The 13423-nt window shown below is 58.3% G+C and carries 11 protein-coding genes and 1 tRNA gene; 9 read left to right on the top strand and 3 right to left on the bottom strand.

Features of this window, described 5'->3' with window-relative positions:
• Positions 1-108 precede the first annotated feature (108 nt).
• A tRNA-Leu gene (locus HMPREF2787_RS08745) sits at positions 109-192 on the bottom strand.
• 286 nt (positions 193-478) lie between these two features.
• Here HMPREF2787_RS08745 and HMPREF2787_RS08740 point away from each other — a divergent pair.
• From HMPREF2787_RS08740 to pknB, 7 genes are all read left to right on the top strand, one after another.
• Positions 479-1378, top strand: a complete 900-nt coding sequence (locus tag HMPREF2787_RS08740; protein WP_070859025.1) for a DUF3662 and FHA domain-containing protein — start codon at positions 479-481, stop codon at positions 1376-1378.
• Positions 1379-1526: 148 nt separating this feature from the next.
• A complete protein-coding gene (locus HMPREF2787_RS08735) occupies positions 1527-1988 on the top strand; it encodes an FHA domain-containing protein FhaB/FipA (protein ID WP_070859024.1) in 462 nt (153 codons plus the stop codon).
• Positions 1985-3319, top strand: coding sequence for a PP2C family protein-serine/threonine phosphatase (locus tag HMPREF2787_RS08730; RefSeq protein WP_070604847.1), 1335 nt, complete (start codon positions 1985-1987; stop codon positions 3317-3319). Before HMPREF2787_RS08735 ends, HMPREF2787_RS08730 begins: the two co-directional genes overlap by 4 nt.
• A complete protein-coding gene (locus tag HMPREF2787_RS08725; protein ID WP_070859023.1) occupies positions 3316-4677 on the top strand; it encodes an FtsW/RodA/SpoVE family cell cycle protein in 1362 nt (453 codons plus the stop codon). Before HMPREF2787_RS08730 ends, HMPREF2787_RS08725 begins: the two co-directional genes overlap by 4 nt.
• Positions 4678-6114, top strand: coding sequence for a penicillin-binding transpeptidase domain-containing protein (locus HMPREF2787_RS08720; RefSeq protein ID WP_070859022.1), 1437 nt, complete (start codon positions 4678-4680; stop codon positions 6112-6114). It begins immediately after the preceding gene.
• 2 nt (positions 6115-6116) lie between these two features.
• Positions 6117-7601: a serine/threonine-protein kinase gene (locus HMPREF2787_RS08715; RefSeq protein WP_070604844.1), complete on the top strand. Its 1485-nt coding sequence runs from the start codon at positions 6117-6119 to the stop codon at positions 7599-7601.
• A gap of 53 nt (positions 7602-7654) precedes the next feature.
• Entirely contained in the window at positions 7655-9724 is a 2070-nt protein-coding gene (gene pknB, locus HMPREF2787_RS08710) for a Stk1 family PASTA domain-containing Ser/Thr kinase (RefSeq protein WP_070429076.1), read from the top strand.
• A gap of 3 nt (positions 9725-9727) precedes the next feature.
• Here pknB and HMPREF2787_RS08705 read toward each other — a convergent pair whose 3' ends face one another.
• Positions 9728-10399: an aminodeoxychorismate/anthranilate synthase component II gene (locus tag HMPREF2787_RS08705; RefSeq protein WP_048731900.1), complete on the bottom strand. Its 672-nt coding sequence runs from the start codon at positions 10397-10399 to the stop codon at positions 9728-9730.
• 135 nt (positions 10400-10534) lie between these two features.
• Between HMPREF2787_RS08705 and crgA the strand changes: the two genes are divergently transcribed.
• Positions 10535-10804 carry a cell division protein CrgA gene (gene crgA, locus HMPREF2787_RS08700; RefSeq protein WP_005511903.1) on the top strand — a complete coding sequence of 90 codons (270 nt, stop codon included), beginning with the start codon at positions 10535-10537 and terminating at the stop codon, positions 10802-10804.
• A gap of 698 nt (positions 10805-11502) precedes the next feature.
• Here crgA and HMPREF2787_RS08695 read toward each other — a convergent pair.
• Positions 11503-12039: a peptidylprolyl isomerase gene (locus HMPREF2787_RS08695; protein WP_369707163.1), complete on the bottom strand. Its 537-nt coding sequence runs from the start codon at positions 12037-12039 to the stop codon at positions 11503-11505.
• A 304-nt stretch (positions 12040-12343) separates the two neighbouring features.
• Between HMPREF2787_RS08695 and HMPREF2787_RS08690 the strand changes: the two genes are divergently transcribed.
• Positions 12344-13237: a hypothetical protein gene (locus HMPREF2787_RS08690; RefSeq protein WP_070602171.1), complete on the top strand. Its 894-nt coding sequence runs from the start codon at positions 12344-12346 to the stop codon at positions 13235-13237.
• Positions 13238-13423 lie beyond the last annotated feature (186 nt).

Raw genomic sequence — 13423 nt, 5'->3', positions numbered from 1 at the left:
GGAAAAGACACACTTTTCTTTACTTAACCCTCAATCCAAGCCCCACTCCAACCGCCACCGCAAACAAAAAATCCTCGGAAGCTTTTACACTTCCGAGGATCTTCGCTGTGGGCGAAGGGGGACTTGAACCCCCACGTCCGTAAAGGACACTGGCACCTGAAGCCAGCGCGTCTGCCATTCCGCCACTCGCCCGTGGGAACGAATAGAACTATAACACCCCGCGCTAATACACCACCAAATCCCCAGGCCAGTGCACGTTTTTCACCACTTTTCAGCACTTTTCAAGCGCCTTTTTCGCACTTAGCAATAGCAACCTACCCCACAACCGTCGTCACTATTTGATAAACCTCAGCAGTTCCTAGCCCTTAACTGAAGGTGTAGGGCTCTATACTGTTGCTTAAGTATCGATAATTTTTGTGCACATTTTTTCACGTAACCCGCCGCGGTTTGGCGGGAGAAGGCGAATTTCTTTAGTCAGATGGATTTCCTAGGACGCATCCGCAAGCTCGATAGCTCGCTTCAGCGCGGGCTCGACAACAGCTTTGCGCGCGTGTTCGGCGGCAAGGTTGTCCCGAATGAGTTAGAAGAATGCCTGAAGCAGGAAATTGAAGACTTCCTGATGCAGGACGCCAACGGTCAGTACTTGGCACCCAATAATTTCCGCATTGGCATCAGCGCTGCCGACTACAAGAACCTTTCTGTGTCCGAGCCCACCCTGCCGAATCAGTTGGCTGATCGCATGACACGCTACTGCCGCAACAACGGCTGGGGCTTCACCGGTTCCATCAGCGTCCACTTGCAGGCAGTGGAGTCTCTCCACACCGGCCAGTTGAAGACGGCCAGCACTTTCACCGAGGACACCGTAAGCACTTCGGAGTTCGTCCCATTCGAGGACAGTGCCGATGATGCCAACACTGACGCAGCCCCGTCGCAAAGCGATGATGAACCCCAAGCTGCAGAGACCTCTGCCGCCTACCACCCGCAGCCGGAAGCTGAGCAGTTCCCCACCGCTTCTCGCCCCATCCCCGCGGTCGCCCCAGAGGCTGCAACTGAGCTGAGCAGCGCGGCCGTGGGCGAAGACCAGTCCCAGGAAAAGACGGTCACCCTGCTGTTGCAGGACGGCTCCTCGCGCGTATTTGAGGTGCGCCATGGTTCGAACATCATCGGCCGCGGCACCGCTTCCGACTTCCGACTCCCGGATACTGGTGTTTCCCGCCAGCATGCCGAGATCACGTGGGATGGCCAGGACGCTGTGCTCGTCGATTTGCATTCGACCAACGGCACCATTGTCAATGGCGAACCCATTGAGAACTGGCTGCTGGCTGACGGCGATGAAATCTCGCTGGGACATTCTGTCCTCGAAGTTCAGATCCGCTAGTTAAATCCGCTGATTCAGATCCGCTAAGTAGTGAGGTTCACCAGGTTCACATGCCGCTGCCCTAGGTTTGCCGACACATTCCTGGAATAATTACGTCCGTGTGTTCGGTTGCGGACCCACCAGCTCTACATAAGGAGGTTCCTCGGACGTGGAAGCTATCGTTTTTCTGCTTTCGCGCATCGGCGTGCTGGTCGTCCTGTGGTTTTTCATTTGGATGACGCTTCGCACCCTGCGTACAGAAACAGCTGGCTCGGCTCCGCTGCGCCCGCTTCGGCAGGCCAGCAGTGCTCCGGCCAAGCGTTTCCAGCGCTCCCAGACTCCACATCAGCTCCTTGTCACCTCCGGGCCGCTGGCGGGTTCGCGCATGAACCTAAATAATCAACGCGACATCACTATTGGCCGTTCAGAGTCGAATGCCTTCGTTCTCAACGATGACTTCGCCTCGGGCCAGCACGCTCGCGTCATCAACCGCGACGGCATCTGGTACTTGGAGGATCTGGACTCCCGCAATGGCACATTCCTCAATGGCCAGCGCGTGGAACAGCCGGAACGCCTGGCTTCGGGTATGGAATTTCGTATTGGCCGTACAACTTTGAGGTTGCAACCATGAGTCTTGCTCTGAATTACACGGCCCGCTCTGACCGCGGCCTCATCCGACAGAACAACGAGGACTCCGCCTATGCGGGTTCGCGTCTGCTCGCGCTTGCCGACGGCATGGGTGGCCACGCCGCCGGAGAAATCGCATCTCAGCTGATGATTGCGGCCGTCTCTCGGCTGGACAATGATCAGCCCGGCCCCGATTTGCTCGAGTCCCTGCGCAGCGCCTGCATGGAGGGCAATAACTCCATCGCGGATGAAATTGAGCAGAACCCCTCTACGCAAGGCATGGGCACTACGCTGACTGCTCTGCTTTTCGACGGCACCCGCCTGGGCATGTGCCATGTCGGTGACTCGCGTGGCTATCTGCTGCGCGACGGGGAGCTCATCCGCATTACCCGGGATGACACCTATGTGCAGTCCCTGGTGGATGAGGGCAATCTCACCGAAGAAGAAGCGGCAATTCACCCTCAGCGCTCACTGATTTTGAAGGCTCTCACCGGTCGCCCGGTGGAGCCTACTTTGTCTTATCGCGATGTTCACGAGGGCGATCGCTACCTGCTGTGCTCGGATGGTCTATCCGATCCAGTGTCCGCGGACACCATCAAGGATGTGCTCTCGGAGGGCACTCCGGACGAGGCCGCTACCAAGCTCATTGACTACGCGTTGAAGTCCGGTGGTCCGGATAACATCACCGTGGTGGTTGCCGATGTTGTCGATTCGTCGGCACGCACGCCTTACGAGCCCGCCCTGGCCGGTGCCCTGCAGAGTGCGGAGGAGGAACTCCCCCGCCCCAATACGTCAGCGGGACGCGCGGCGGCACTCCGCCCGCGGAAGTCGCAGGAAATTGCAGTGACCTCGGCGCCGGAGAAGAAGGCTTCCAAGGGCAAGTGGCTCGTTATTTCTGTGGTGCTGGTGCTGGTGGCCGGGTTGGTCGGCCTTGGTATTTGGGGCTGGCAGAAGAAGGAGTCGATGTACCATCTCGCGGTGGTCGACGGGCAGGTGCAGCTGATGCACGGCGTGCCCGGTAGTTTGCTGGGCTTCGATCTGCAAGAACCACATCAGTTCATCTGTTTGACCGATGACAATAAAGTTCAGCTTCCTCCGGCTGGGACGGCGAAGGAGAAGGTCGACTGCCACATCATGACGCCGGAAGATCTCTCGCCGGCGGCACGCAATTCGCTGGAAGGTCTGCCGGCTGATTCCTACGACGGTGTCAGCGACCAGATTGGCCGTTTGGCGGAGTCGGCACTGCCGGTATGTCTGTCCGTTTCCGACGATGACAAGAAGGATGAAAAGCTGGGCTCGAAGCCAGGAGTCAACTGTAGGCAGGTGCGAAAATGAGTGAAACTACCACGAAGCGACAGCTTCGGATGAAGGAAATGCTCCTGCTGCTGCTGTCGGCAGGATTGTTGCTTTTGGCACTAATTTCACTGGAACTGGCTCAGGGCAACTCTCTGACCGCAGATGTCTTTTACATCATTGGCGGATTCTTTGTGATCTTTGCAGTGGCGCATATCGCGCTGACCTTTGTGGCGCCCAACGCCGATCAGGTGATGCTGCCGGTTGCAGCAACGCTCAATGCCTTGGGGCTGGTGATGATTCACCGCCTCGACCTGGCCAATGACACCTCGTTGGTGCGCAACCAGATCATGTGGACCGTACTCAGTGTCGCACTGTTTATCGGCGTGATCGTCCTGCTGCGCAACCATCACTCGCTGTCGCAGTACTCGTATCTGCTGGGTCTCGGCGGCTTGATTCTGTTGGCGCTACCGCTGGTGTGGCCGTCGTCGATTAATGCTGATGCCCGCATCTGGATTTCCATCGGCCCGTTCTCCATGCAGCCGGGTGAGTTTGCCAAGGTCATGCTGCTGATCTTCTTTGCTCAGCTGCTGGTGAATAAGCGCTCGCTGTTCAATGTGGCGGGCAAGCGTTTCCTGGGCATTGATTTCCCGCGTGTTCGCGACCTGGGTCCGATTCTGCTGATCTGGGGCATCGCTACCGTCATCATGGCTCTGCAGAATGACTTTGGCCCGGCGCTGGTGCTCTTCGGCACTGTGCTGGCAATGCTCTACGCTGCCACCGGTCGTGGTTCCTGGCTGATCATCGGCATGGTGCTGGTGACCGTCGGCGTTGTCGGTGTCTACATGGTTTCGGACAAGATTCAGGCGCGAGTCACGCATTTCCTGGATCCGTTGGGCTCCTACGACGAGGGTGGCTACCAGCTCTCCCAGGGTCTGTTCGGCATGAGCTGGGGTGGCATCGGTGGCACCGGTCTGGGCCAGGGCTACCCACAGAACATTCCGGTGGCACACTCTGACTTCATCCTCTCGGCCTTTGGTGAGGAGCTCGGTTTTACCGGCCTGAGTGCCATCATCCTGCTGTTCGCGATTCTGATTTCCCGCGGTATTTCGGCGAGCTTGGCGGTACGTGATTCCTTTGGCAAGCTGCTGGCGGCCGGTGTCGCATTCTCGATGGCCATTCAGCTGTTCGTGGTTGCAGCCGGTGTTTCCAAGCTGATGCCGCTGACCGGTCTGACTACTCCGTTCATGTCAGCCGGTGGTTCCTCACTGTTGGCCAGCTACATCATGTTGGCCATCGTGTTGCGCGTCTCTGATGAGGCCAACCGCCCCTGGGGAATTCCAAGCAACTCTTCGGGCCTCAACGACAATGCCAACGCATCTCAGGAGGTGAACCAGTAGATGAATAAGACCATTCGCCAAATCTTTGTTGTCGTTCTCGGACTCTTCGTTCTTCTACTGGCGAACCTGACCTACATCCAGGGTTTCCAGCAGGATAAGTACGCCCACAATCCGCTGAATAGCCGTCAGTTCCTGGAGGAAAAGTCCAAACCTCGTGGCCAAATCACCACTGACGGCGACATTCTGGCCCACTCGGTCAAGGGCGAGAGCGGCTTCTATGACCGCAGCTACGACACCAACCCGGAGGCATATGCCGCGGTGGTCGGATACCTGTCGGACATCTACGGCTCCGCCGGTATCGAACGCTCTCAGAACGAGATCTTGAACGGCAGCGACCCTTCGCTGTTTACCTCCCGCGCCCTCGACATGGTCACGGGCAAGGAACCCTCTGGGGCCTCCACGGAGCTGACGCTGTTGCCGAACGCTCAGCTGACTGCGTACCAACAACTCGCTGAACGCGGCTACGTCGGCTCCGCCGTCGCTATTCGCCCATCGACGGGTGAAATTCTCGCGATGGCCTCCACACCGTCGTTCAACCCGAATGACATCGCTGCCGGCGACGAGAGTACCTGGCAGTCCCTCAATAACAATGAGGGCGCACCGCTGCTCAACCACGCCACTCAGCGTCCGCTGCCGCCGGGTTCCACTTTCAAGGTGTTGACCACGGTCACGGCACTGGAGCAAGGCGCCTCCCCGGACACCTCGGTAACTGGCGCACCGCAAATTACGCTGCCGGATACCACCACTACGTTGGAGAACTACGGTGGCTCGACCTGTGGTGGGGCTACTACAACTCTCCGCCAGGCTTTCGCGCAGTCCTGTAATACGGCATTCGCGGAGCTCGGTATGCAGTACGGGGCCGATGCGCTCAAGGACGTCGCCAAGCGATTCGGCATCGGTGAGACCCACGACGACGCGGGCCTGCCGATTCAGCCCTCCACTGTCGGTGATATTCCGGATCAGTCCTCGCTGGGTCAGACCTCCATTGGTCAGCGCGACGTGTCCTTCACGCCGCTGGACAACGCCATCATCGCCGCCACGATTGCCAACGGCGGCGTGCGCATGGAACCCCAGATCATCAAATCGGTGCGCGGTGCCGACCTCTCCGAAATCAAGTCCTTTAAGCCGATTGAAGCCGGCGAGGCGATTTCGCCGGAGGTCGCGGAGACCGTAACTGAGCTGATGCGCGGCTCCGAGTCGCACTCGGGCGGTAACGGTTCGCGTATTGCCTCCAAGACCGGTACCGCGGAACACGGTGCTGTCCGCGGCGAGTACGCACCGCACGTCTGGTACATCGCCTTCGCGCCGGACTCCGATGTCGCCGTGGCTGTCGTCGTGGAAAACGGTGGCGGCCAGGGCCAGGGCGCTACCGGCGCCTCCGTTGCTGCCCCGATTGGCCGTGCACTCATTGACGCGGTCGAACAGGCGGGTCGATAAGCATGGATGCCCACCAAGTTCAAGACATCGTTGGCGACCGATATCACGTTCGCCGTCTGCTCGGCCGTGGCGGCATGTCCACCGTCTGGCTTGCCGACGACGCCACCAGCGGCGAACTGGTTGCAATCAAACTTCTGAACCAGGAGTACTCGGACAACTACGAGTTCCGGCAGCGTTTCCAGAACGAAGCCGCCGCTGCGCGCAGCGTCAACAGCCCAAACGTGGTGAAGATTGTCACCTACGAGGAAGGCGACATCGGCAGCCACGGCGCGTGTTACATCGTCATGGAGTACATCCGTGGCGAATCTCTGTCGCAGGTGCTGCAGCGACGTCGCACCCTGCCAGAGCACCTGATGCTCGACGTGCTGGAGCAGACTGCACACGGCCTGTCGGCAATTCACGCTGCGAACCTTGTCCACCGCGACATTAAGCCGGGCAACCTCCTGGTGACGCCGGAGGGCACCGTGAAGATTACCGACTTTGGCATTGCCAAAGCCGCTGAAGCGGTGCCTCTGACGCGTACCGGCATGGTCGTCGGTACCGCGCAGTATGTCTCACCGGAGCAGGCACAGGGCAAACAGGTGAGTCCGGCGACAGACATCTACTCGCTTGGCTGTGTCGCCTACGAAATGGTGGCCGGCGCCCGGCCCTTCCAGGGCGACTCCACCGTCGCGGTTGCCGTGGCACACATCAACGAGGCACCACCTGCGTTGGCGCCGACGGTCAATCCGCATATCCGCGAACTTATCGGCATTATGCTGCGCAAGGATCCGCAGCGTCGCTATGCCGATGGCCGTGAGCTGGCACAGGCTGTTTTGCGAGTGCGCGCGGGGCACCGCCCACCACAGCCGCGTGGTGTGACCCCAACGGTGCACCGTCAATCCAACGCTGCCAACCCGGCGACCACCGAACTCGGTGCCATGACGCGACCGCCCATGCCGGTGTCGCAGCCACCGCAGCAACCGCAGCGGCCACCGCAGCAACCCGCCCGACAGCGTAAGCCGGCAAAGAAGCGCAGCGGCTGCGGTTGTGGCTGCGGCAGCATTGTGCTGTTGGTGCTGCTAGTGTTGCTGGCCGGTGCTATCGCGGTCGTCTATTCGCTGTCGACTACCGGTTCACTGCCAACCATTCCGAACTTGGAGCAGTACATTCCGAACCAGTCACAGCAGCAGACCACAGAGGAAAACACCGACCCCAACGACGGTTCTGGTTACGGTTGGTCGGGCGACAATTCCGGTAACTGGGGAAATAACGACGGCGGCAACTCTGGTGAAAACTACGGCGGCAACAATGACGGTGCCTCTGACAGCTCCACTGAGCAGGACACCAGCGAGACCGCTCCGGATACGTCCGAACCGACTCAGGATTCAGGCAACGACAGTGGCGACAACAGTGGCGACGACTCCAGTGGCGGTGGTCTACCCGGTATTCAATTGCCCTTGGGAAATGACTCCGGTAATACCTTGGGGACTCCAGATGCACAGTAATATTCAGGTACAAGATGTTTTGGTGGAAATCCTTCCGAAGGGACTGACGAACAATGTCTGGCAATGACGATCTCCTCTCCGGCCGTTATCGGCTCGGCGAGCTCATTGGCGTTGGCGGCATGTCCGATGTCTACCGCGCTGAAGATACTGTTCTCGGTCGCTCTGTCGCGGTCAAGATGATGAGGGCCGACCTTGCCAGGGATGAGAACTTCCTCGCAAGGTTCCGTCGTGAAGCGAAAAACTCAGCGCTGCTGAATCACCCGTCGATCGTGTCGGTGTACGACACCGGCGAGACGGATAGCCCGATGGGGCGCGTGCCTTTCATTGTCATGGAGCTGATTCAGGGCGAGACCCTGCGTGATCTTGTTCGTCGTGAGGGGCGGCTCGACCCAAAGAAAGCCGCGTCGATTATGGCATCGGTGTGTGATGCGCTGACGGCATCGCACCATGCGGGCATTATTCACCGTGACATCAAGCCGGCGAACATCATGCTGACCAACACCGGCAAGGTGAAGGTGATGGACTTCGGCATCGCTCGCGCGCTCGGTGATTCCACCACGATGACGCAGACTGCGGCGGTGCTGGGTACCGCGCAATACCTCTCGCCGGAGCAGGCGCGCGGTAAGACCGCTGATGCCCGTTCCGATATTTACGCTGTCGGCTGCGTACTTTTCGAGGCCGTCACGGGCGCCCCGCCGTTCACCGGCGAAACCCCTCTTTCTGTCGCTTACCAGCACGTTCAGGATCAGCCGCCGCGGCCTTCGGGGAAGCTCAACACCGACCCGAACACGGCTCAGGCCCTCGACGCGGTGCTTCTGACCGCGATGGCCAAGGATCCGATGGAGCGCTACGACTCTGCAGAGGACTTCGCCCAGGATTTGCGTCGTCTTGCACGCGGCGAGGATCCGTTGGCGCTGGCACACCACGGCGCGCATGACGACGACGCGAAGACCACCGAATTCCTTCCGGCAGCTCCATCGGATGCTGAGACCCGGGTGACCCCTGCGCAGCAGGCAACTCCGGCTCCGGCTCCGGCCGCTGTCCCTGCTCCGGCTCCGGAACCGGAGAGAGCGGCTGCCCAGCCGGAAGCCCCTGCTCAGATCGCTAACACTGACGAGCCTGAGAAAAAGAAGGGTGGCGCAGGAAAGACTGTCGCACTGGCGGCTGCTGCGCTGGTCGCTCTCGGCGGTGTCGGCTACGGTGCCTACCAGCTCTTCAACTCGTCCACCGAGGTCGAGACCGTTGCCATTCCGCAGGTCGAGGGTCTAAATGTCAATGAGGCAACGCAGGTTCTCGAGCAGGCTGGTTTCGTGGTCAACCGCGTCGACGAGCCGAACCCAGATGTGCCCCGAGACACGGTGATTGCCACCGAACCGGGTGTGGGATCGGGGTTGCCGCAGGGATCTCGTATCAAGCTGCGCGTATCTTCGGGCCCAGAGTTGACCAATGTGCCGGATGTGCGCGACAAACAGGCCGAGGAAGCTCGCCGCCTGCTCGAGGAGGCGGGGCTTGTCGTCAATCCAAAGCTGCAAGAGGAACCGAGTGAGGACGTTCCGCGCGGCAATGTCATCGAGCAGTCTCCAGCTGCCGGTTCTCAGGTGTCGAAGGGAACCCGTGTAACTTTGACTGTCTCCTCCGGTATCGAGACCAAGACTGTTCCGGATGTCACTGGTCAGAGGTTGGATTCCGCCCGCACGACCCTCGAATCCGCTGGTTTCGTTGTCGAGGTGGTGGAGGTTGACTCCACTGAGGAACAGGGAACCGTTGTTGAGGTTCCCCAGAAGGGCACGGAGCTCACCGTCGGAACGACTGTCGAGCTGCACGTTTCGCGCGGCAACCAAATTAAGATGCCACGAGTTGAGGGCCAGACTCGCAGCGATGCGGAGAAGGCACTCACCAATGCCGGCTTCGAGGGAACTATCCGCACCGAGGAAGTCACCACGCTGGATCTGTCCAAGGTCGACCACGTGGAGAAGGCCGACCCGTCGGCCGGCTCCAAGGTCAACAAGGACGGCGAGGTCACCCTGCGCGTCTACCGGCTGGGGGTTGCCCCGGAGAGCTCTTCAGAGGAACGGCCTGCTCCGGAACCTCCCATAAGGCTGCCGGATCTGCTGCCTAACTAGCGGCTAGTGTGCCAGCACGTCTGAGAAGGCGCGCTGGTACACGGCCTGCTGCTCTTCCAACTCCGCCAGGAGTTCCTCGGTGTACTCACCGCCGGCCAGCCGCAGCCAATTGACCAGCATGCGGTGCCCGTACTGGGTGAGTACTGACTCCGGGTGGTACTGCACGCCGTGAATCGGCAGGTCGCGGTGGCGCATCGCCATCAGCATGCCCGAATCCGTGAATGCCGTGGCAATGAGTTCCTCCGGCAGTGTCTTCGGATCCACCGTCAACGAGTGGTAGCGCGTGGCAATAAAAGGACTGGGCACATCGGCCAGAACACCCGTGCCGTCATGAGTGACCGGGGAGGTCTTGCCGTGCAACAGCTCGTCGGCACGCACGACCTGCGCACCAAAGACCTCACCAATCGCCTGGTGACCCAAGCACACACCCAACACCGGTGTCGGCTCGTCCTGCCTGCTCACCGCGCGAATAATGTCCTCTGTCCACCCCGCATTAGACGGCTCACCGGGACCGGGCGACAGTAGGATTGCATCAAATTGCTTTACGACGTCGTCAACATCGCGGAGACGCGCATCATCATTGCGCCAGACAGTAACCGTTTCGCCGAGCTGGCCTATGTACTGGACCAGATTGAATACGAAGCTGTCATAGTTATCGACGACGAGAATCTGCATAACTGGGAATTCTACTGCCTGCGAACTTCACTGGTAAGTTCGGATGCAAAGTTTACAATTATGCATATACCGCGGGAGTGTAGATACCGCGCTGATCGCAACCTGCTGACCACAACCTAAGGAGTTTAAAGCGCTATGCCTAAGGCAAAGATCGAAAGCACTAATTCACCACAATCCGGTGGCTCCTCCGTCAGCCGTACCCCGGTCAAAATCAACAGCACTCAGACGCCGGTGTGGTACAAGGTGCTGATGTTCGGGTTCATGCTGATTGGTTTGGGCTGGCTGCTGGTCAACTACATCGCGGGTCCGCATATTCCGTTCATGGTGACTTTGAACGCATGGAACTACGTCATCGGCTTTGGTCTTTTCATTGTTGGTCTGCTGATGACTATGGGTTGGCGTTAGTCAGCTCTAATACATCGCACCCCCTCAGGCGCATCCACTTTTGGATGCGCCTTTTTTTCATACCTAAAAACCCAGGTCAATTCACCCCCGTCAATACACCCGTTTCCCACACGTTTTTCGACGAATGAGGATTTCCCTCCTACTGATCGCGCAAAAAAGTTATCCACAGAAACCTGTGTAACAATCATGTAATTTGTGGATAACTGTGGAGAGATTTCGTCCCAAATTTCTCACGGGTTACGTGACAGAAACCGTAAAGCATGACAACTTTGGTTCTATCCCCTGTGTCCACAGTATCCACAGCCTGTGGATAACTCTGTGAACAAGTAACATAGTTGCAAGTCAAGTTGTGCGTAACTCCAATATTCTGCGGAGTTCGACCACTTTCGAACGCTGGTTCGTAAATTACAAGAATGGAATTATCCACACATGTGCACAAGTCTGTGGACAACTGTGAATTGTTGTAATTTGTGAAAATTGGAACCCGTAACGTGCTTCTTGGCCCGTGTTCACCTAGGTGAACAGTGGAGTATTTTTTCCACAGGGCTGTGGACATGTGGAGAATCAACACGATGTGCTACTACCCCCACTACCCCTAAACACAACATTGAAGTTACGGGCCGTCGTAAAGCGAAAATGGGCATGAAAAAACCCGCCCGGAACAACCGGACGGGTTAAAGAGCGTAGAAGCTAGCGGATTACTTCTCGATGTCGATGGAGGTAATCACGACCGGCTCCAGCGGGCGATCCCAGTGATCGGTAGCCACACGAGCGATCTCGTCGACAACCTTCTTCGAGGCATCATCAGCGACCTCACCGAAGATGGTGTGAGCGCCATTGAGGTGCGGGGTCGGAACAACGGTGATGAAGAACTGGGAACCGTTGGTACCACGGCCGCCGCGCTTGCCGGCGTTTGCCATAGCGAGCAGGTACGGACGATCGAACTGGAGCTCCGGGTGAATCTCATCGTCGAACATGTAGCCCGGGCCGCCGGTGCCGGTGCCCAGCGGGTCACCACCCTGAATCATGAATCCAGCGATGATGCGGTGGAAGATGGCCTCATCGTAGAACGGGCCGGACTCGGTGCCAGAGGCGTTCTGCCCCTTGTACTCCTTGGTGCCTTCTGCCAGGCCGATGAAGTTGTCGACGGTATTCGGCGCGTGGTTGCCGAACAGGTCAATCACGATATCGCCATGGTTGGTGTGCACAGTTGCAGTAGCAGTCTTAATAGTCACGTTCCTTAGGATACCGACCTTGGTGGCCAATTGCTCCTACTGGTGAGTTTCTCCGTGGCAGAAACCAGCGAAAATGTTTCTCAAGATAAGGAAAAGAGTTCTTCGTTGACCCCCATGGAGGCCAAATAGTGCCTAAGCTGGAATGTGAGCCTGCTGCAAATATTTCGGCGCTAGGCCTAACTGGGCCCTAGCTCTTGGACTTAGAAGCATCTTGGTCTCAGAGGCACTGGCGCCGCAGCAGTATTAATCATTGATTGAGAATTAAAGGCGATGCCTGTTGGCGACGCACTAATAAAGGAGAGTCATGAACCCCAACGCAATCTCGCTGGCTGTCAAGGGACTGAAGTCCGCTTACGACAGCTACTCGGATTACCGGGACAAGAAGGCTGCAGAGCTCTACGACACGATGCAGGAGGCTAAGAAGGTGGCAGCTGCACAGAACGAGGCAGCAAAGGACGCAGCAACCAATTGGGCGGAAGACGTTAAGGAAAAGGTTTCCGACGCCCGCGATCAGCTCGCTGAGCAGGCCGAAGAACTGACCGGCAAGGTTGAGAAGAAGTCCAAGGAGACCAAGAAGCAGGCTAAGAAGGCTGCGAAGCAGGCCGAGAAGGACGCTAAGCGCAAGGGCAAGAAGACCCGTTGCAAGGCTCGCTGCGAGGCTAAGAAGGCTGAAAAGAAGGCCAAGAAGGCTCGCAAGGACCTCGAGGTGCGTACCCAGAAGGCTATCGACAAGGTAACCGGTAAGGAAGAGCAGCGCGCCAAGAACGGTCGCATCGCAACCGCTTCCCTGGTCTTCGCTGTTGTTGCAGCAATCGTCGGTGTCATCGTTTGGAAGCTGCGCAAGGACGACAAGCTCCCGGTTGACCCAGCTCCGTACCAGCAGAAGGCCCAGGAAGTTAAGCACAAGGTCGAAGAGAAGGCCGCAGAGGTCAAGGAGACCGTTGAAGAGAAGGCTTCTGAGGCTAAGGAAAAGGCTGAAGAGGTAAAGGGCAAGGCAGCCGACAAGGCCGACGAGGCCAAGGACAAGGCTGCTGAGGCCAAGGAGACCACTGAGGAGAAGGCCGCAGAGGCTTCCAAGCAGGCTCAAATCAAGGTCGACGAGGTCAAGACCGAGAAGAAGAACGCTGACGACGCTAAGAAGATCTCTTCCAAGCCGTCCAAGCCGGCTCCGAAGCCGGGTCAGGCTCGCAAGAAGTAAATAGGCGGCTAGATAGCCAAAAGCCTTTTCACGCCCGATTGTTCTGTGCAGTTGATGCGCAGGCGGTCGGGCGTTTTTGGTTAAGCAGCAAACCTGACAACTTCAGAAAGACGGGCTGCAAATGTGAAACTGTGCAAGTTTATGACAGTTTCAAGCGGTAGGGTCAGGCGGTCATTGCATCATGGA

Source organism: Corynebacterium sp. HMSC061H03 (assembly GCF_001838215.1).
Lineage (GTDB): Bacteria > Actinomycetota > Actinomycetes > Mycobacteriales > Mycobacteriaceae > Corynebacterium > Corynebacterium jeikeium_D.
Note: the sequence above shows the minus strand (reverse complement) of the source record. Positions and strands in the feature narration are given on the sequence as shown.

Excerpts from the sequence above, each read along its gene's own strand:
- HMPREF2787_RS08740 (WP_070859025.1), top strand. The coding sequence starts at position 479 with ATGGATTTCCTAGGACGCATCCGCAAGCTCGATAGCTCGCTTCAGCGC.
- HMPREF2787_RS08730 (WP_070604847.1), top strand. The coding sequence starts at position 1,985 with ATGAGTCTTGCTCTGAATTACACGGCCCGCTCTGACCGCGGCCTCATC.
- HMPREF2787_RS08725 (WP_070859023.1), top strand. The coding sequence starts at position 3,316 with ATGAGTGAAACTACCACGAAGCGACAGCTTCGGATGAAGGAAATGCTC.
- HMPREF2787_RS08720 (WP_070859022.1), top strand. The coding sequence starts at position 4,678 with ATGAATAAGACCATTCGCCAAATCTTTGTTGTCGTTCTCGGACTCTTC.
- HMPREF2787_RS08715 (WP_070604844.1), top strand. The coding sequence starts at position 6,117 with ATGGATGCCCACCAAGTTCAAGACATCGTTGGCGACCGATATCACGTT.
- pknB (WP_070429076.1), top strand. The coding sequence starts at position 7,655 with ATGTCTGGCAATGACGATCTCCTCTCCGGCCGTTATCGGCTCGGCGAG.
- HMPREF2787_RS08705 (WP_048731900.1), bottom strand. The coding sequence starts at position 10,399 with ATGCAGATTCTCGTCGTCGATAACTATGACAGCTTCGTATTCAATCTG.
- crgA (WP_005511903.1), top strand. The coding sequence starts at position 10,535 with ATGCCTAAGGCAAAGATCGAAAGCACTAATTCACCACAATCCGGTGGC.
- HMPREF2787_RS08690 (WP_070602171.1), top strand. The coding sequence starts at position 12,344 with ATGAACCCCAACGCAATCTCGCTGGCTGTCAAGGGACTGAAGTCCGCT.